The organism is Butyricicoccus sp. (assembly GCF_977037065.1).
Genome location: NZ_CDRQNY010000006.1, coordinates 1 through 18,911 on the forward strand (window position 1 = coordinate 1; position 18,911 = coordinate 18,911).

The 18,911-nt window shown below is 55.5% G+C and carries 20 protein-coding genes; 11 read left to right on the forward strand and 9 right to left on the reverse strand.

Translation table 11 applies throughout. The features are described from left to right. From ACWVX6_RS03635 to ACWVX6_RS03665, 7 genes are all read left to right on the forward strand, one after another. Nucleotides 1-893: hypothetical protein (locus ACWVX6_RS03635; RefSeq protein WP_455152382.1), on the forward strand; the 893-nt coding region annotated here is incomplete at its 5' end. A 209-nt stretch (nucleotides 894-1,102) separates the two neighbouring features. Then, on the forward strand, nucleotides 1,103-2,017 hold the full coding sequence (locus tag ACWVX6_RS03640) for a LysR family transcriptional regulator (protein WP_118761769.1): 915 nt from the start codon (nucleotides 1,103-1,105) through the stop codon (nucleotides 2,015-2,017). Between the two features lie 284 nt (nucleotides 2,018-2,301). Continuing rightward, nucleotides 2,302-3,468, forward strand: a complete 1,167-nt coding sequence (locus ACWVX6_RS03645; RefSeq protein WP_455152383.1) for a hypothetical protein — start codon at nucleotides 2,302-2,304, stop codon at nucleotides 3,466-3,468. A 46-nt stretch (nucleotides 3,469-3,514) separates the two neighbouring features. Beyond that, on the forward strand, nucleotides 3,515-4,702 hold the full coding sequence (locus tag ACWVX6_RS03650; RefSeq protein WP_118761767.1) for a M20/M25/M40 family metallo-hydrolase: 1,188 nt from the start codon (nucleotides 3,515-3,517) through the stop codon (nucleotides 4,700-4,702). A 35-nt stretch (nucleotides 4,703-4,737) separates the two neighbouring features. Further along, nucleotides 4,738-5,382, forward strand: coding sequence for a nucleoside recognition domain-containing protein (locus ACWVX6_RS03655; protein ID WP_118480957.1), 645 nt, complete (start codon nucleotides 4,738-4,740; stop codon nucleotides 5,380-5,382). Between the two features lie 13 nt (nucleotides 5,383-5,395). After that, nucleotides 5,396-5,914 carry a nucleoside recognition domain-containing protein gene (locus ACWVX6_RS03660; protein WP_118361021.1) on the forward strand — a complete coding sequence of 173 codons (519 nt, stop codon included), beginning with the start codon at nucleotides 5,396-5,398 and terminating at the stop codon, nucleotides 5,912-5,914. A 15-nt stretch (nucleotides 5,915-5,929) separates the two neighbouring features. Continuing rightward, complete coding sequence (locus ACWVX6_RS03665; RefSeq protein ID WP_118761766.1) at nucleotides 5,930-6,130, forward strand: hypothetical protein; 201 nt, start codon at nucleotides 5,930-5,932, stop codon at nucleotides 6,128-6,130. Nucleotides 6,131-6,382: 252 nt separating this feature from the next. Here ACWVX6_RS03665 and codB read toward each other — a convergent pair whose 3' ends face one another. From codB to ACWVX6_RS03680, 3 genes are all read right to left on the reverse strand, one after another. Further along, nucleotides 6,383-7,618: a cytosine permease gene (gene codB, locus ACWVX6_RS03670; protein WP_455152384.1), complete on the reverse strand. Its 1,236-nt coding sequence runs from the start codon at nucleotides 7,616-7,618 to the stop codon at nucleotides 6,383-6,385. A gap of 25 nt (nucleotides 7,619-7,643) precedes the next feature. After that, nucleotides 7,644-8,741, reverse strand: a complete 1,098-nt coding sequence (locus ACWVX6_RS03675) for a hypothetical protein (protein WP_192924471.1) — start codon at nucleotides 8,739-8,741, stop codon at nucleotides 7,644-7,646. Between the two features lie 220 nt (nucleotides 8,742-8,961). Next, the gene (locus tag ACWVX6_RS03680; protein WP_110436013.1) at nucleotides 8,962-9,969 is read right to left on the reverse strand and encodes an ATPase P; all 1,008 of its coding nucleotides are present in this window, start codon (nucleotides 9,967-9,969) and stop codon (nucleotides 8,962-8,964) included. Between the two features lie 396 nt (nucleotides 9,970-10,365). Here ACWVX6_RS03680 and ACWVX6_RS03685 point away from each other — a divergent pair, with 396 nt between their 5' ends. From ACWVX6_RS03685 to ACWVX6_RS03700, 4 genes are all read left to right on the forward strand, one after another. Then, nucleotides 10,366-11,313, forward strand: coding sequence for an ABC transporter permease (locus tag ACWVX6_RS03685; RefSeq protein WP_118648147.1), 948 nt, complete (start codon nucleotides 10,366-10,368; stop codon nucleotides 11,311-11,313). After that, nucleotides 11,307-12,086, forward strand: coding sequence for an ABC transporter ATP-binding protein (locus ACWVX6_RS03690; RefSeq protein ID WP_337535308.1), 780 nt, complete (start codon nucleotides 11,307-11,309; stop codon nucleotides 12,084-12,086). The genes ACWVX6_RS03685 and ACWVX6_RS03690 overlap by 7 nt, the downstream gene beginning before the upstream one ends. Before the next feature lie 71 nt (nucleotides 12,087-12,157). Beyond that, nucleotides 12,158-13,336: an ABC transporter substrate-binding protein gene (locus ACWVX6_RS03695; protein ID WP_455152385.1), complete on the forward strand. Its 1,179-nt coding sequence runs from the start codon at nucleotides 12,158-12,160 to the stop codon at nucleotides 13,334-13,336. A 24-nt stretch (nucleotides 13,337-13,360) separates the two neighbouring features. Beyond that, entirely contained in the window at nucleotides 13,361-14,020 is a 660-nt protein-coding gene (locus ACWVX6_RS03700) for a DUF1847 domain-containing protein (RefSeq protein WP_118761761.1), read from the forward strand. A 171-nt stretch (nucleotides 14,021-14,191) separates the two neighbouring features. Here ACWVX6_RS03700 and ACWVX6_RS03705 read toward each other — a convergent pair whose 3' ends face one another. The 6 genes from ACWVX6_RS03705 to ACWVX6_RS03730 form a co-directional block, all read right to left on the reverse strand. Continuing rightward, complete coding sequence (locus tag ACWVX6_RS03705; RefSeq protein ID WP_455152386.1) at nucleotides 14,192-15,097, reverse strand: DMT family transporter; 906 nt, start codon at nucleotides 15,095-15,097, stop codon at nucleotides 14,192-14,194. Between the two features lie 180 nt (nucleotides 15,098-15,277). Further along, nucleotides 15,278-16,552: a GTPase ObgE gene (gene obgE / locus ACWVX6_RS03710; protein ID WP_110436007.1), complete on the reverse strand. Its 1,275-nt coding sequence runs from the start codon at nucleotides 16,550-16,552 to the stop codon at nucleotides 15,278-15,280. A 348-nt stretch (nucleotides 16,553-16,900) separates the two neighbouring features. Further along, a complete protein-coding gene (gene rpmA / locus ACWVX6_RS03715; RefSeq protein ID WP_110436006.1) occupies nucleotides 16,901-17,179 on the reverse strand; it encodes a 50S ribosomal protein L27 in 279 nt (92 codons plus the stop codon). Then, on the reverse strand, nucleotides 17,166-17,501 hold the full coding sequence (locus tag ACWVX6_RS03720) for a ribosomal-processing cysteine protease Prp (RefSeq protein WP_110436005.1): 336 nt from the start codon (nucleotides 17,499-17,501) through the stop codon (nucleotides 17,166-17,168). The genes rpmA and ACWVX6_RS03720 overlap by 14 nt, the downstream gene beginning before the upstream one ends. Before the next feature lie 4 nt (nucleotides 17,502-17,505). After that, nucleotides 17,506-17,817 carry a 50S ribosomal protein L21 gene (gene rplU / locus ACWVX6_RS03725; protein WP_117489775.1) on the reverse strand — a complete coding sequence of 104 codons (312 nt, stop codon included), beginning with the start codon at nucleotides 17,815-17,817 and terminating at the stop codon, nucleotides 17,506-17,508. 161 nt (nucleotides 17,818-17,978) lie between these two features. Then, a complete protein-coding gene (locus ACWVX6_RS03730; protein ID WP_455152387.1) occupies nucleotides 17,979-18,893 on the reverse strand; it encodes a hypothetical protein in 915 nt (304 codons plus the stop codon). Nucleotides 18,894-18,911 lie beyond the last annotated feature (18 nt).

Consider the following 18,911-nt stretch of genomic DNA (forward strand, 5'->3'; position numbering starts at 1 on the left):
TGCTGCACGGAAAATATTCACCCAAGGAGGTATTCCACGCGGAAGAAAAACAGCTCAACTCGCTCGACAAGGAAATGACCAAGCTGCTGCATAAAATCGGTCTGAACTGCAATTTTGAGCAGCTGACACTTTCGCGCATTGACTGCTGTCTGGACTACTTCCCCAACTCGCAGGACTGGGTTGACGAGGCGTTGCGTGTCATTCGCCGCAGTCCGTACATGAAGCAGTACAAGCTGTGTACATTCGGCAAAGAATTCCCCAATCACAAGGAAAAGAACGTGCATTCGTGGCGTATTTGCTGCAAGACGACCACATTGACGGTCTATGACAAGACATTTCAGCTGATGGAGGAGGACTTGCTGGAACAGTATGACGCGCCGATGCTTCGGTTCGAGGTGTCCCGCTCGGGAGCGAAGTTCAAGCGCGGCCTGTCTGAGCAGGTTAATGGCAGCAACAAGGAAATCCTGAAAACCGTGATAAATGAGTCGGAGAAAACCATTCACTCATATAAAGAATTACAACGCTATTCCGAAAAGTACAAAATTCCACCGGAACAAGACCAATGCGGCAGCTATGGCTTCCAGAAAGTTAAGTTCTGCAAGCTGCATAACTTCATTTACAAGGAGCAGAAAAATAGCAAATTCTCTTCCGCTCCGTACTGTTCATTTTACGTTTCCCCTCGTGAGATGTATATGCTGCTACCGAATTTAGTTATATTTTTATGCTATTTGCGTAAATGCCGAAATATATTTCTGTATGGTATGGAATGCACGAGGTTCATTACAGTCAATATCACACCTATATGCGTGCAAAATCGCCTCCCTCGCAAGCAGTTTCGATTACTTTTCATCATGCCTACGTGCAAACATAAAGGTGTCAAATACGGCCCATGATGTAGTCTCGCAGGAAGTGTGTGCGCGCGGCGCCGGGAGCAAGACTGCTGCCTAACCTTTTATAACACATAGCTGCCACTATCGCGCACGCCGAGAATATTCAAATGGTTTTCGTCCATTTCCGCGGTATTCCCTCCTCAAGATCATCTGACATTTTCCGCCCGAATATGCTATACTGAAGATACTACAAGCAAAAGAGGAAAAGAGTTATGCAAATTCAGCAGCTTACCTACTTTGTCGCCATTGCGGAGCAGGGCAGCATCAACAAGGCCGCGGAGAAGCTGTTCGTCACGCAGCCGAACCTGAGCAAGGCCATCAGCAATCTGGAAAACGAGCTCAAGGTGCGTATTTTCAACCGCACGAACAAGGGTGTCGTGCTGACTGACGAGGGAAAAAAGCTCTACCAGTACGCGCGCACGATCATTAACCAGATGGAGCTCATTCAGGGCTTATCGGAGAAAGAACACGCACCGGTGCTGTCTATTGCCTCCTATCCAATCATCACAATGGGGCGTCTGATGGCGAAGTTCTACAACGATTACCACGATAACCGCGTGGCGCTCAAGCTGGTGGAAAACCGTCTGCAGCAGGTGATCGAGAGCGTGGAGCACGGCGAAGCAGAGATTGGCTTTGTGATGAGCAACAACGTGCAGGTGAAGGAGCTCAAGCACATGCTGAAGTTCAAAAACATTCAATTCCACGCGCTGGGCACGGACACCTGGTACGCAAACCTCGGTCCGAACCATCCGCTGTATCATGCGTCTGAGGTGACGATGGAGCAGCTCCTGCCCCATCCGTTCGTCCGCCTTCCGGACGATTATTTCTCCAATCTGAGCTTTTATCTGGAGATCGACGGCGTGCGTCTCGAGCAGTTCAAGCGTGTTGTTTACGTCAACGACAGCGCGGCCATCCTGTCGCTGCTGCGCTCGACCGATGTGGTTCGCCTCGGTCCGGGACTGAGCGCGCCGGACTTCGCGGAGTACGGCATCCGCACCATTCCAATCCGAAACTGTCAAGTACAGATCAATGTAGGCTGGATTCAGCGCAGCCGAGAAATGCTGAGCACAGAAGCACAGGCATTTGTGAAGATGCTGGAGGAGCTTTACCCGAAAAAAGCGAAATAAGACGTTTCGAGGGTTATAACGGGATATTCCGTTTTGTTATGACTGGGTTATAACAAAAGCAGAATGGACAAAAAACTGCAGAATGATATACTGAATAGTGTCAAAGCAAGGGCGCTGTGATTTAGTCACAGCGCCTATTCTTTTGTCTGTTTTTCATGAAAAGCGGGCGTGAAACTGTACAGGAATACTATTCCGTTTCGGTTATAACGTCACTATAACTTTTATGATTTGGACAGGCATAACAAATTTATGATACGGTATAGCCACAGAAAGGAATGAGGCTTATGACACCGATCAGCGCACTTGCGATTCTATTCTGCATCTACGCAGTCAGCGATCTGATTGCGCAGAAGACCAAAGCAATATTCTCCACGGTGCTCAGCATTGCAATCCTGCTGCTTGCAGGCTTCTGGAGCGGCATCCTGCCGCGCACACTGATCGACGATGCGCAGATCACCGGGTTCGGCAACATCATTGCCGGTCTGCTCATCGTGTCGCTCGGCACGACGATCGACTTCGCGGAGCTGCGTCGGCAGTGGAAGGTAGTCGTCACCGCGCTGTGCGGCGTGTGCGGCGCAGTTGCAGCAATCGTACTGATTGGACGACCGTTCATTGGCAGCGAGATGGCGATCGCCGGTGCACCGATCTTCGCAGGCGGCAGCGCGGCAACGCTCATCATGACGAGCACGCTCAAGGAGATGAACCTCTCGACGGCGGCGACGTTCTGCATCGTGCTTTACGTGACGCAGAAGTTCATCGGCGTACCGATCGCGTCCCTTCTGCTGCGGCGCACCGCAAAGCTCATCCGCGATGACGCGGTGCTCGTGGAGCAGTACAGCACTTTACAGGAGGAAAACGACGCGACGCATCACGGTCCGCTGCATCTGCCGAAATGCTGCGAGCGTCCTTCGATGTATTTCGCCAAGCTGGCAGTCGTTGCGGTCATCGCATACTATGCGTCCAAGCTGACCGGCGGTGCGGTTCACTACTTCGTCATGTGCCTTATCATGGGCGCGGTGTTCTTCGCACTGGGTTTCCTCGATAAAAACATCCTCGGAAAAACGCAGGCCTCCAGCCTGATCACGTTTTTCGTCACCATTCTGATCTTTTCCAATCTGGCGCAGACCACGCCGAATCAGGTGCTGTCCGTTCTGCCTGCGCTGCTGACCGCAGCGGCCTGCGGCGTTTTCGGAACCATGGCGGCCGCGCTGCTGTGCGCTAAGCTGCTGCACATACCGGTCAGCCTTGCGGCGGCCTACGGCATCAGCTGCACGTTCGGCTTCCCGACCACCATGCTCATTCCGCAGGAGGTCTCCGAGGCGTTCGGACGAAACGAGAAGGAAAAGAAAGCGATTTTGAATTTCCTGCTGCCGAAAATGCTGACGGCAGGCTTCGTCACCGTTACCATCGTGTCCGTACTCATTGCAGGCGCGGCGGTGAAGATGCTGTGAACTGAGCCCCGGCACAACGGGCTTTCAATAGAGGAGGTATACGAAAATGGAGCAAATTTACACGCAGATCCGCCAGTACATCGACGAGAACCGACAGCCGATGCTGAATCTTTGGCGCGAGCTGGTGAACACGGAGAGCGGCACGACGCAAATCGACGGCGTGAACGCGGTTTGCAGCATCCTGCGCCGCGAGATGGAGAACGCCGGCATCCACACCCGTGTCCGCGCCATTCAGAACTCCGGTGACATGCTCATCGGCGAATGGAACCCCGGCAGCTCTAAAGCGCCGCTTCTGCTCATCGGCCACATGGACACCGTGTTCAAGGAGGGCGCGGCGAAGGAAAATCCGTTCCGCGTAGACGAGAACGGCATGGCGCACGGCCCCGGCGTGCTGGATATGAAGGCCGGTCTGGTCATGGCACTGTACACGGTCAAGGCGCTTGACAGCGTGGACTGGAAGGAACGCCCGATCAAGTTCATCTTCGCAAGCGACGAGGAAAACCTGCATATGCGTTCGGACGCGAAGGAGATCTTCGCAGAAGAGGCGGCAGGCGCGCTCGCGGCGTTCAACTTCGAGACCGGCTACATGGACAACCGCTTCGTGGTCGGCCGCAAGGGCGGCGGCCCGGTCAGCATCAAGATTCACGGCAGAGCATCCCACTCGGGCATTGCGCCGGAGAAGGGCCGCTCGGCGGTGCTCGAGGCAGCGCACAAGATCGTCGAGATCGAGTCGCAAAACGACATCATGCGCGGCAGGCTGATGAACTGCGGCATGGTGGACGGCGGCATCGGTGAGAACACCATCCCCGACTCGTGCGAGGTGCGCATCGGCATCCGTTTCCCGAATGCAGAGGTGCGCGATGAGATTTTTGAAATTCTGCACCGCGCGACCGAGCATAATTCAGTGCCGGATACTACGGCGGAGCTCGATCTGAGCCGCGTCATGCAGTGCATGGACACAACCGATGGCGTGATGGCGCTGTTCCGTCATTTGCAGCGCACCGCGCAGGACTGCGGCTTCGGTGAGATCGACTGCTTCCAGGTCGGCGGTCTGTCGGACTCCGGCATCACGGTAGCGTGCGGCGTGCCGACGGTATGCGGCATGGGCGTGCGCGGCGAGGGCAATCACACCCCGAACGAATATGCGGAAGTAGAATCGCTGTTTCAGCGCAGCGTGCTTGCGGCGTGCGCAGCGTATACGCTGAACGACGATTTTGCAAAGGCTGCCGAATAAGCGGCGGCGCAAAAGGGATAAGGAGGTATAAACTCATGGCAAACAAAGAGAAACAGGCAGAAAACAAGGAAAAGATCGGTATCGGCGCATGGCTGGCACTGATCGTCCTCATTCTCGTGCTCTCCGGTGCGTTCCGCACGGCGGAAGGACCGATCAAGGTGCTTGACTTTACTAATCTGGCAGGCTCGTTCGGACAGATCGGCGACACAGGCGCGAACCTCATCGGCAAGGGCGGCACCGGCGCGAAAGACGGCTTCATGGCAGGCTTCAATCTGATTCCGGCGGTCATGTTCTTCTGCGGCCTGCTCGGTGTATTCGAGCAGCTCGGCGCATTCAAGGCGTCGGATATCCTGTTTCGTCCCCTGCTCCGTCCGCTGCTCGGCATCCCGGGCAAGTGCGGCATCGCATTCATCTCGAGCTTTACCGGTTCGGACGTTGCGGCCGTCATGACCCGTGAGCTGTACGAGGACGGCGAGATTACGGACGACGAGCGCACGATTTTCGTAGCGTATCAGTACGCAGGCTCGGCGTGCATCAACAACACCATCACCGGCGGCGCACCGCTCGTGGCGATCTGCCCGGTGGCACTCGGTCCGTGCATCGTCATCATGTTCGTCTGCAAGCTGATCGGCGCAAACATCGTCCGCCTGATTCTGCGTGCAAAGCGCGGCAAGGCATAAGGAGGTAACGGAAATGAGCAATCAGGCAACCAATACAGCGGCTGCGGCCGCACCCGCAAAGGCAAAGAAACCTTCAATCGTAGATACCTTCCTCAAGGGCTGCGCAAAGGGCTTCAAGGTCGGCATTGAAAATATCACCCCTGCGATGATCCTCGGCTATGTACTGGTGTACATTCTGAAGGAGACCGGTCTGATGGACATTCTCGGCACGGTCATGTCGCCGGTCATGGGACTGTTCGGTCTGCCGGGCGAGGCTTTCGCGGTTCTGATCTCGGCGTTCTTCGCCAAGGCCTCCGGCTGTGCGACCGCCGCTTCCATGTATGAGGCAGGCGCTCTGACGCTCGGTCAGGCCTCCATGATGCTCCCGGCATGTATCCTGATGGGCACGCTCATCGGACACTATGCGCGCATCGTGCTCGTAACCGACACGAACAAGAAGTGGCATCCGCTGCTCATCGCCGTCTGCCTGCTTGACGCGGCTATCAGCCTTGTCATCATGCGCGTCATTCTGGCGGCAATGGGCGTTCAGTAAAAGGAGGCCGAGCATATGCTTTCTAAGTTATCGCGTCGGCGCGGCCTTCAGCTCGAAGCGCTCGGCAGCGTGCTGATCTGCACGGTCATGCTGGCCGATCGGTTTCTGTTTACCTTGCAGGTCGGCTTTGTCCTCACCACAGCCATCATTTCCGCCGTGCTGCTGACGATCGGCATCCGCGTGGTCAAGCGGCACGACGAGAAAAATCAGAACTGATCCTTCGGGCGTTCCTGATACCCCAACCGCCCGAATTCACCCCTCTTTTGGAAAAGGCCTGCGCTGTCAGGCCTTTTCTGTTTCTCCCCCATTTTGCACAGCAGCGATCTGGTCAGCTACACGATTTCAGACCGTCCGGTACTGAGACCATGCTGAACGAGGCATTTGCAAAAATAAAAAATCCCCGATCAAACCGCAAGGTCAGCAAGTTCGGCTGACCTTGGGTTAAACCGAGGATTTCTTTGATTCTGCTTACTTTTTCGCCTTGCTGCCGACCAGATAGCACACAGCGGCAACGATCATGCCGTTGATGGATGCGATACCCCACGGGACCAGATTTGCCACCACAGCGCCCAGCACAACGCCGAAAACCGCAAACCAGTTGACGTTTTCGGTCACTTCAACGTCCTTGTACTTCTCACGGTCCATGAAGAAGCTCATCACCAGAATGATGCCGACCGGCGGCAGCGTGCAGTTGAGGATATTCAGCCAGCCGGTGAAATTCCAGTACAGCCAGACTGCAAGCACGGTGCCGATAATACCGGAAACCAGCACCATCGGCTTCTTTCTCTGGCCGAAAATGTTCGCCAGACCCAGACCGGCCGAGTACAGTGCATTATCGTTCGTGGTCCAGATGTTGAGACCGAGGACCAGAATCGCCAGATAGAACAGACCGAGGTTGATCATAACCTCAAAAATATCATTGCCGCCGACATAGACCGACGAAATACCGCCGAAGAAGAACATCAGCGAGTTGCCGATAAAGAACGCGACAACGGTCGTGATCGCACCAACCTTGCCGTTGCGGGCAAAGCGGGAGAAGTTCGGCGTTGCCGTGCCGCCGGAGACAAACGAGCCGATAACCAGACCGGCGCCGCCGACAACGGTCAGCGTACCGCTGGACTTGGCAAACTGATCAATCAGCGTGCCGTTGCCCTGTTTGACCGCCATCACCATGGCAACCGTACCCAGGATTGCAACCAGCGGAACCGCAATATAACTGATGAGCGTCAACGATTTGATGCCGAAATACGCCGAGGCCGTCATGCACACACCCGCAATGATAACGAGCACCCATTCAGCCGCTGTGCTGCCGCCGAGCAGCTCGTTTGCAACCGGAATGGCAAACATGGCGATACCGACGCCGAACCAGCCGATCTGCGTAAACGAGATCATCGCGCTCGGCAGGTACGAGCCTTTTACACCAAAGGCTTTGCGTGCCAGCAGGTCAAGGCTCATGCCGGTTTCCGCGCCGACATAACCGAGCAGACCGGTGTACAGGCTCAGGATCAGGCCGCCGATGATCATGGAGATGATAAAGCCGCCGAAATCCAGTCCGTCCGCCAGCTCCTTGCCGACCCACATGCTGGCCGAGAAGAAGGTGAAGCCCAGCATGATCATGAACATGGTTACGATGCCGCGGCGCGCATAATGCGGCACGGCCGCTTCCGCAAAGTCGATATCGACCGGTGTGTTGTCATTTTTCATAGATTCTTATCCCCTTTTTGTGTTTTCAAAGAATGTACTTTTTGAGCGTCGTGGTGAACTCATCAATGCGCTGACGCGCGATCTCCTCCAGCGTTACGTCCTTCAGGCTCTCGACAAAGCCGCGCTCCTGCTGATACAGCCAGCGCGTCAGCTTTGCGTCCAGTTTTTCATAATGGCAGTCCTTCAGCCAGTCCTCATAGGAAATCGGCAGCGCATGACCCAGCTTTTCCTCCAGCAGTGCCTGCTTGTCGATCTTGTCGGCACGCGCGAGAATACCGTTCCAGAATTCCAGCACCTCTTCAATATGCTCGTGGATTTCGTAACGGCGTGCGCCGCCATCGTAGATCGTGCACTTCTCAAACAGCGGATTCTGCATGGAAAGCGTCTGACGGCGGAACTCCGGCGCCACAATGCCGCCCTTCCAGTAAAAGTCGATAAGCGCACGGTTGATACCGGAAACGCCCTTGTCGCCTTCCTCGTAGCAGCTGAAAACGCCCTCGTAGTACACGGTGATGAAGCCCTCAAAGTCCGGCCAGTAGGTACGGATTTCCCTGGTCAGCTTTTCGAGGATCTCAATGCCCTGCGTACCGCCGATGGTAAACAGCAGAATGTTGCGCAGCTTGGCGCCCTGCTTGCGGTAATAGTCGGTGACATAGCGCAGGCACTGCACAAGCGTCTCGCCCGAGGCGATGATATCGCCGATCATCAGCGTGCTGTTGGGCACCATGGTCAGCTTGCAGTACTTGATATCGAGCGACATCTCATCATTCTCGCCAAACACGCGCTCGCTGGACATAAAGCTGATGTCATGCACGCGAATGTGCTCCTTGTAGCAGCTTTCCTCGAGCGGATAGTTGAGTGCGCCGCGCAGAATGGACAGAATGTTCGCCGAAGTGATCTTTTTCTGCTCCTTAAGGTAGTACATCATCTGCGAGGTAGCTGTCACGAGCGACGCATACACCTCGTAGCCGACAACCTCCGGATGGTTCATCAGCTTGCGGGTCTCGGCCTCCGAGACGATGTAGTATTCATTGACAAAGCTACCGCCTGCCAGACGGTAGCAGTCTACACCCTGATCGCTGAATTCCGGTACGATATGGACGTCATTCCAATTTTCGATCATATCAGTTTCCTCCCTAAAAAAAGGGACCGACTGCCATTTTTGCGGGCAGAAGGTCCTTGGTTTTCATCGTTTTCCTGTTTGATTCAACGGAACGCCGCATGTTCTGTTTTTACACAGCATATCCGTCCATCCCCTCTTTTTCGACTTCATTTTACTGCATTTATTATACGGGAGAAACCATACCGTTGTCAACAGCTTTGCAAGCCTCAGGCCGGATTTCTTACTTATAATCCGCATTCAGAAACAGCGGCTTGATCGTAGAAATCTCGGCGTATTCCTCCTGCGAGACCTGCATATCCGCATTCATGGTCTGCAGATCGGTCTTGACGACCTCAAGCGCCTCCATGACGTTCAGCGCATGGCCTTCCGCGATGGCCTGCTGCATACGGCGCAGCACGATCGGATGCGCGTACCGTGCGGGCAGCGGAAATGCCGGAAAACGGTCGATATAGTTCTGCATCTGTACCCGCGCCTGCTTATCCCCGCGCAGAACAGCCGCATTGTTGTTGCGCGCCGTCGGCAGCAGGCGCCATCCGCCAAACAGGAAAACTGCCGCCAACAGACACAGCAGCAGGTATCCGCCGGAGAAACCGCGGCACACGAGCGACACCACGCCGTAAATCAGCGCCGCCGCCCCAAGCACCATGATCGCTGCAGCCGCCCAGCGGTATCCCGCGCTCCTGCTCTGGTAGTTGCGCCGCCGTTTGGCTGCACGACTGAGCCGCTTGTACAGCTCGGGCTTGCGCTCGAGGTACGCGATCGCATTCTCCAGCTCCTCAATCTCCCGCTCGGCGCGCATGCTGAGCGGCGGTCGTCGGCGTTCTTCCGCCCTCCGGCGCTCGTACTCGACCTCGAGTTCAGCCTCCTCTTCCTCGCTGACGCACGGAATCTCCGGATGCATCTTGTGCAGCACGCGCAGCAGCTCGTCAATCTGATCCTCGTACTTGAAACAGCACACCTGCTGCATGCCGCCGTCATACTCCACAAGCAGACAGGCTCTGCCTGCAAGCACACCCCGGACACCGCCGGTGCCTTCTTCTATAAACTTAAATGCCCGCGTAATGGCGGAAAACGGCACATAATAATGCCGGTCAATAAAATAACTGTTCAAATATAATGCCCGACGACCAACACCGCACGGACCGATCCGGCGGCAGTGCTGCTTATCGCGGACAAGCGAAGCGTCATCCAGCATGGTTCTGCTGAGCGGACGCGGTTTAAAAATCATATCCATCACCTGTAAATATTGTAGCACAAAAGCGCGGATTCAGCCACCCGATCCCATAAGAAATCCTGCTGCTGCGGTTCTTTATGCAAAGCGACAAATTCTCCCTTTCAGACAAATCGTTTTTGGCATACTATCCAAAATCACAGTATTCCTATTGACAATTAGGATATTCAAGTCTATACTTTCAATCACTGAAACCCGATAGGATTTATATGAATTGAAAGGAGAACCTGTCATGAGCCGAATGTACTGTATGAATCGCTGCTGTATGTGTATGCACCGCTGCTCGTGTATGCGTTCCCTTGTGACCTGGCGAATGTGCGAATAACGCGCATAAACCATCCTGGCGGAAGGCATACGTCTTCTGCCATTTTTTGTCGAAAGGAGTTCTCCCTTGTGAAGCATTTTGTCAAATCACTGCCAGTTCTCTCCATTCTGCTGGCGCTCGCCTGCGATATTCTGCTGCCGGATTCCGCGCAGCATCCTGCCGCAGAACATCCTTATTTTACATGGGCGCTGCTCATCGGACTGGCCGTGTATGTGATTGCCCTGCTGATATCGCTCGGCAACACCAAGGTACGCGATAAGCTGTCGTACAGCGCACTGTTCTATGCAGGAGCGGTTCTGGTGCTGAACATCCTCAACCTGCTGACCGCCAAGTTTGCGATTCTGCCGGTGCTGTACTTTCCCTCGCTCGACCGTGTGTTCGGCGTTCTCGTTGAGGACAGCGCGTTCCTCGCGACCTGCCTTGCATACTCCGCACGCCTGCTGTTCTTCGGCTGGCTCGGCGGTGCGGTTGTCGGCGTGCTGACCGGTATCGCTATCGGCTTCAACAAGACCTTCGCCTACTGGGTACAGCCGCTCGTCCGCGTGCTCGGCCCGATCCCGTCCACCGCATGGATCCCGCTGGTGCTCATCGCTTTCCCGACTGCGGTTTCCGCCAGTGCCTTCCTGATTGCGCTGGCTGTGTGGTTCCCGACTACCGTGCTCACCAGCAGCGGCATCGCTTCCATCCCCAACTCGTACTTTGAAGTCTCCTCGACGCTTGGCGCGGGCAGCTTCTACCGCATTGCCAAGGTCGGCATTCCGGCGGCTATGCCGCATATGTTCCTCGGCCTGTTCAACGGCACCTGCTCGTCGTTCATCACGCTGGTCACCGCCGAAATGCTCGGCGCCAAGTACGGCATCGGCTGGTACATCAACTGGCAGAAGGAAATGATGGCATATGCCAACGTATATGCCGGACTGATCATCATTGCAGTCACCTTCTTCATTCTCATCACGCTGCTGTTCAAGTTCCGCGACCGCGTGCTCGCATGGCAGAAAGGAGTTATCAAATGGTAGGAAGTATTTCGATTTCGGGTGTATCCAAGCATTTTGTCAATCCCACCGGAGAGCGCATTACCGCTCTCGACAATGTTTCGCTCGATATTCCCGCCGGTTCGTTTGTTTCGCTGATCGGACCGTCCGGCTGCGGCAAGTCCACGCTGCTGCGTTTGATCTCCGGTCTGATTCCGATGGATGACGGCAGCCTGACGCTGGACGGTACACCTATCAAGGCCCCCGGTGCAGACCGCGGATTCATGTTTCAGGAGCACACGCTGTTCCCGTGGCTGTCGATTTACGATAACATCGCGTTCGGTCTGCGCGCCCGTGGCATCTACAAGCAGGAAAAGGACCGCGTAGACGAATTTATCGAGATGGTCGGCCTCAAGGACTTCGAGCATTCGTATCCGCACCAGCTTTCCGGCGGCATGTGCCAGCGCGCGTCTCTCGCAAGAGCACTCGTTGGCAAGCCCAAGGTGCTCCTGCTCGATGAGCCGCTCGGTGCACTCGATGCCTTCACCCGCATGAACATGCAGGACGAGATTCTGCGCATCTGGAAGGAAACCGGCATGACCGCCATCATGGTAACGCATGATGTGGATGAGGCCGTGTATCTTTCGGACAAGGTGGTCGTTATGACACCCCGACCGGGACGCATCACCGGCACGCTGGATATCCGGCTTGCCCGCCCGAGAGCACGCAGCTCGGAGGATTTTCTTCACTACCGTGCAGAGATCCTTCGTCAGCTCCATTACGGCGGCACAATCAAAGAGCCCAACTACTACATTTAAGATCGTATTAAAGAACTCTCGTTCATTATTATCACTTTTATTATACATTTCCCTTGAAAGGACAGAAATCCATGAAAAAGAACGGTATTTTATTTCGAGTGGCAAGCGGACTTCTCGCAGCTGCACTGACACTCTCGCTTACCGCCTGCGGCGGCTCAAGCAGCAATTCGGACGCTTCCGCGGCAGTAGATTCCGGCGCAACCCACCTGCGTCTGATCTACTCTCCTTCTCTCTGTGCCGCACCGATGTACATCGCGATTGAGAACGGCTACTTTGAGGACGAAGGTCTGGACATTGAGCAGGTAACGGTTGACGCAGCACACGTTTCCGAGGCCATCGGCGCGGATCAGGTTGATGTCGGCATGGGCCTGATCGGCAAAATGCTCCAGCCGCTGGAAAACGGCCTGCCCATCAAGTTCACCACCGGCATCCACACCGGCTGCACCAAGCTGCTCGTGCCCGGCGACAGCGATATCAAGAGCATTGCCGACCTCAAGGGCAAGAAGATCGGCGTACCCGGTCTGGCTGACGCGGCAACCGTTATCTCCAAGCGCTCGCTGAGCGCGGCAGGCATCGGCGTGACCGACCAGAACATGGAGGTTGAATTCTCGGTTTACTCCCGCAACGATCTGGCACAGGCACTGCAGAACAGTGCCGTTGACGCAATCGCACTCGGCGACCCGGCGGCTTCTATTGCAGAGGAGCAGTACGGTCTGACCGCTCTCATCGACACCGCAACCGATCCCGAGTACAAGGACGAGTACTGCTGCGCAGCATTCGTCACCAGCAAGCTGGCTGAGGAGAACCCGAAGGCTGCAGCAGCCTTCACACGTGCCGTACAGAAGGCATCTCAGTGGGTACAGGAAAACCCGGACGAGACCGCAAAGATCATCACCGAAAAAGAGTATGTCTCCGGCGACGCGGACTTCTGCGCACAGATTCTCAAGACCTACAACTACAAGCCTTCGGTTCAGGGCGGCTATGACGCACTCAAGCAGAACGCCGAGGAGCTGACCCAGATTGGCGTGCTCAAGGAAGGCACCGATGCGACCAAGTTCGCAGACAATGCATATATCTTCTTCGATGATGTTCCGGATGCACCGGAGAGCGACGCTTCCACCGATACCGCCACTAAATCCACAAAGGCCTCCTCTGTCAGCTTCCAGCCGGCAGCAGCCGCCGAGGCTGAGGACGACTGCTGCAGCGGCAAAATCACCAAGCCCGCACAGGACACAAACGCAAAGGCATAACGTTTTTACAGGGAGGAAAGGATTATGTCGGAACTGAAATGCACACACAGCTGCTCGGACTGCAGCAGACTCGGCTGCCGTTCAGCCAGCGAGGAGCAGTACCCGCCGTTCTGCCTGACGACGAACGTAGATAAGGCACTGCTCGAGGAAACACTTGAAATCTACCGCAATGACCCGGAACAGGGTCTGATCGCCCGCACCTCCGCGTGCATTGAAGGCGAGTTTTACGGCCGCCTGACCCGTGTTGAGGAAACCATCGAGTTCATCAAACGCATGGGCTACAAAAAGATCGGCATCGCGTCCTGCGTCGGTCTGATGCGGGAGGCCTCTATCTTCGCCCGTATTCTCAAGGCAAAGGGCATCGAATATTTCACGGTCGGCTGCAAGGTCGGTGCACAGGACAAGACCGAGATCGGCGTACCGAACGAGAAAAAGCTCAACGGCGGCTGCGGTCACGAGTCCATGTGCAACCCGATCATGCAGGCCAAGACGCTTGCCGCGCACGGCTGCGATTTCAACATCGTGATCGGTCTGTGCGTCGGACATGATACCCTGTTTCTGCGCCACAGCAAGGTTCCGACAACGGTTATGATCGTCAAGGACCGGGTACTGCAGCACAATCCGGTGGCGGCACTGTACGGCGCACAGTCCATGTATTCGCGGTTTAAGGATTTGGGATTGTAAATTCAGCAAACCGGCTGCAATCTGTCACGGTCCGGACTGCATCCCTTTCCCCTTCGGGCATCATCATCTCGCTTTCGCCGTTTTGAATGATTGCAAAAATCCTCCTGTCTTCTTTTGAAGACAGGAGGATTTTTCAGCTTAACCTGTAACAGCGGGCATGGCCGAGGCGGCTCATCTGTTTTTCTCTTTGCCGAGTGTTGAATACAGCACACCGAACACGATAAGCACCGCACCGGCAATAAAGCCGACCGTCATGTGCTCGTGCAGCAGCAGGACACCGAGCACCATCGAGGTGAGCGGCTGAATCGGGTAAAACAGAGAACAGGTGCTCGCCTCTGCACGGGAGAGACAGTAATTCCACAGCGAATGCGGAATGGTCGTGCAGAAAATCGCCACATAAAACAGCACAAGGATGTACTTCGCGTTCAGGAAGTCCATCTCCGGGTGGGTGATGATCTCGCGGAGCATCAGCGGCAGCGTGCCGATAGCGGCAACATAAATACCGTAGGTCGTGACGGTCAGCGCATCATACTTCTGCGAGAACGAGCGCATGAACACACTCAGCGCGCTCCACGTCAGCACCGAACCGAGCGAAAGCGCTATGCCGAGAATATGTCCGCCGCCGGCGTCTCCGCCGACGATGCAGACCGCACCGGCAACCGCGCTGACAATGCAGACGACCTTCTTCATCGTCATGCGCTCGTGCAGCAGCAGCACCGCAAAGAAGCAGATGGCAATCGGGTTCATGCAGTTGATGAGCGATGCCAGCGATGCGCCTGCCAGCTTGGTGCCGTACTGCTGCAGACCGATGGACAGCACATAGCCGCCCAGGCCAAACATGATAATGTATTTCCAGTCGCCGCCCTTGATCCTGCGCGGCTTGCCGTTCGGGTCGGGCTTACGCAGGCGCTGCAGGATGGTCATGGCGATGGCCGCGATGATGTAGCGCAGGCACAGCAGCGTGAACGGCTGAATCACATCGAGCAGTACCTTGCTTGCCGTGTACAGACTGCCCCAGAAAATCGTGGTCAGCGCAAGCAACAGGCAGGTTGTTTTATCGTTCTTTTGTTGTTGCACAGTTTGTCAACTCCCCTTTTGTGCATTATGCTTTTATTATAGCACCACTTTGGCAGATTGAACATAGGACGATATGGTTTTTTAGTGATATTGCATTATACTACTCCCGCACGTTCTCTTCACTCTGAATCAACCACACGATATGAAAAAAGAGGACCCAAAGGTCCTCTTTCACCCAGTTTAGTAAACGTACTCGAACTCGAACTCTCCGATCACGACCGGAGCGCCCTCCTCGATGCCCATTTCCTCCAGCTTGGCGTAAATGCCTGCAGACTGGAGCATACGATCCATATACTGGCGGGATTCGTAGTCGTCGATGTTGACCGAGCCCATAATCTTGTCCACCCATGCACCGGTGACAACATAAGCGTCGCCGTCGCGCTCGATGGTCCAGTCGTTCTCGGTTGCGGCCTTCTCCTCGACCTCAACGAACTCCGGCTCGTAGATGAATACCGGCGGCAGCTGCTGCAGCTCATGCCACGTCAGGTTCATCAGCTCCTTGACGCCCTGGTTGGTCGCCGCGGACAGCTCCGCAAACAGGAAGCCGCGCTCCTCTGCGTACTTGCGGATCTTCTCGACCGGCTCGCGGTCATCGCCCAGCAGGTCGGTCTTGTTGGCAACAATGATCTGCGGACGCGCTGCCAGAAACTCGCTGTAGCCGGCAAGCTCTGCGTTGATCTTTTCAATGTCGTCGATCGGGTCGCGGCCCTCACTGCCTGCCGCGTCAACCAGATGCAGCAGCAGACGGCAGCGGTCAATATGGCGTAGGAAGTCGTGTCCCAGACCGGCACCCTCGCTTGCGCCCTCGATAATACCCGGAATATCGGCCATGACGAAGTTCTGCTCCTCACCAACCGAAACCACGCCGAGGTTGGGCACCAGAGTCGTGAAGTGGTAGTTTGCAATCTTCGGGCGCGCCGCCGAGACCATGCTCAGCAGCGTGGACTTGCCGACATTCGGGAAGCCGACCAGACCGACATCGGCCAGCAGCTTCAGCTCAAGGATAATGTCGCGCTCGACACCCGGCAGACCCGGCTTGGCAAAACGCGGTGCCTGACGCGTCGGCGTTGCAAAATGCGTGTTGCCCCAGCCGCCGTTGCCGCCTTTGGCTGCTACAAACGGCTCGCTGTCGGACATATCCTTCATGACCTGACCGGTTTTCTGATCACGGATGATCGTGCCGCGCGGTACGCGAATGATCAGATCCGCACCATCCTTGCCCTTGCAGCGCTTGCCGCCGCCCGGCTCACCGGGAGCCGCAACATACTTTTTCTTGTAACGGAAATCGAGCAGCGTGGACAGATTGTCATCTACCTTGAAGATGACCGAGCCGCCGCGGCCGCCGTCGCCGCCGTCCGGACCGCCGGCCGCCACATACTTTTCGCGGTGAAAACCAACCTTGCCGTCACCGCCCTTGCCGGATACGATCTTGATTTTTGCAATATCAATAAACATGGTAGTCCTCCTTTCTTCTCAAAGGTGTAATATCTATCTAAAATCAACAAAATCCCAGACGAAGTCTGGGACAATAAAATACCAGTTTGCTTGCAAACTGCAACCACATGACAGGATTTCGTCCAGAAATCCGAGTCATCGGCCCGCCCGCAGGCGAATTGCGCCTCCGGCGCAATCATTTAATCGCGGCACTCCGTGCCGCAACAAAACGTCCAGCTTTGCCGGATGTTTTGTTACCCCGACCCAGCCGCATTGTGCGGCGCCGTTGGGGTATCAAATTTCGGTTTCGCAAGGAACCGGAATTTGAATATAGGGGGCTTTTGAAGCCCCCTATACGCAACGCTATAATTACTGCGGGTAAACGGAAACCTGCTTGCGGTCCTTACCCAGACGCTCGAAGCGAACAACGCCCTCAACCTTTGCGAACAGGGTGTCGTCCTTACCGCGGCCAACATTCACACCCGGGTGGATCTTGGTGCCGCGCTGGCGAACCAGGATGTTGCCTGCCGGTACGGTCTGACCGTCTGCACGCTTTACACCCAGTCGCTTGGACTCGGAATCACGACCGTTCTTGGTCGAACCAACGCCCTTTTTATGAGCGAAAAACTGTAAGCTAATCTTCAGCATCTGCTTGCACCTCCATTACGTTCAAGAAATCAGAATAGTTTTGTTCCAGTTCGGAAAAATGCAGCTTCAGAGCACAAAGTGCATCCTGTCCGCGTTCCACATCGCCTTTCGGCAGCGTAAAGCGGATATGCGCCCCGTCATCCTCGATGAGAGTATCGACCGGAATATGCTGTACATCATACAGCAGCGCATGCGTCAGCATAACCGCACTGGAGATCGCTGCGCAAACGATGTCCTCCCCTTCCTCCGCATAGCCTGCGTGGCCGAGAATGTCCACCGCGAGGATTTTATCCTCCTGCAGCGAAAAAGTGACTTTGGTCACGGTCTTACGCCTTGATGGACGCGATGGTCACCTTGGTGTACGGCTGACGATGACCCTGACGACGGCGATAACCCTTCTTCGGCTTCATCTTGAAGATGTTGATCTTCTTGCCCTTGCCGGTCTTCTCAACCGTGCCGGTTACAACCGCGCCGGAAACGTACGGAGCGCCTACGGTGATGGAATCACCCTCGCCTACTACCAGAACCTCATCAAAGGATACGGTAGCACCGTCCTCTACGCCGAGCTTCTCAACGTAGATTACGTCGCCCTCGGATACCTTGTACTGCTTGCCGCCAGTTTTCAGAATGGCATACATGTGTTTTCCCTCTCTTTCGTTGTAGAGTCACGCTTGGCACGGCGGTGCATCGTTTGATACACACTTACAAAAGCCTATGCACAATGCGGCTTCTAATAGCATAGCACAAGAGGCACGAACTGTCAAGTCCATGCCTCTGATTTTTTTAATTTTTCCGCAGATTATGCGTTTGCATCCGCAGATGCGGAGGAAGCGCTGCTGTCAGACGAATTGTCGGACGCACTGCTGTCGCCCGAACTGTCAGAGCTGTTATCCGAGCTGCTGCTATCGCCCGAACTGCTGCCGGAAGCCGTGGTATTGCTGCTGTTATTGAAGAACGAAGCAACAAAATCATAGAAGCCGGACGGAATCGTGCTCGTCGAGCCGGTTGCGCTGCGGTCGGTGCTGACAAAGCCGGTGTCGCCCTCTGCAAGACCGATCACGCGGTCGGTGAACAGCACATAGTACTGGCAGATCGGTGCATCGCCGGTGGAAGCGGCATAGCCGGAAGCGTCATCGCGGTACTCGCCCAGCTTGTCCTGCAGATAGCCCTTCGGAACGCTGATGTAGCGAAGCTGCGAGCCGGTGCTCTGTACTACATAAACGCCGTCGTTCAGCATCGGGATCAGATCCACGATGCTGTTGGTCTCTGCGGTCTTAGCCGCAGGAAGCGTTGCGGTGATGCTGCTCTGCAGGGTCTGATTCTCCTGCGTCAGCGCACCAATCTGTGCGGACAGATTGTCCTTATCCTTATTCAGTGTTTCGATCTGCGAGTTCAGGTCCGCAATTTTACTGCCGCGGGACTTGAACAGTCCGCCGAAGATGATCGTCAGCAAAAGCAGTACCAGCACGGCAATGCAGAGCACCATGCGGTAATTCAGCTTGACCGATGCTCTGCGCATCGGCTTGCCTTTGCCCATACGCATGCCGGAACGCACCGGACGTGCCGGCTGACGTCTGCCTGTGCGTGCGGGACGCTCACTGCGGTCGAGGCTGCTCGAGCGCTCACTGTGGTCCGAGGCACTTTCGAACCGGCTGAAGTCCGGCTCAAAGCGGTCGAATCTGTCGAAGCGGTCGTTCTGATCGTTCTGATCCATCATTAATTCTCCTGCCTT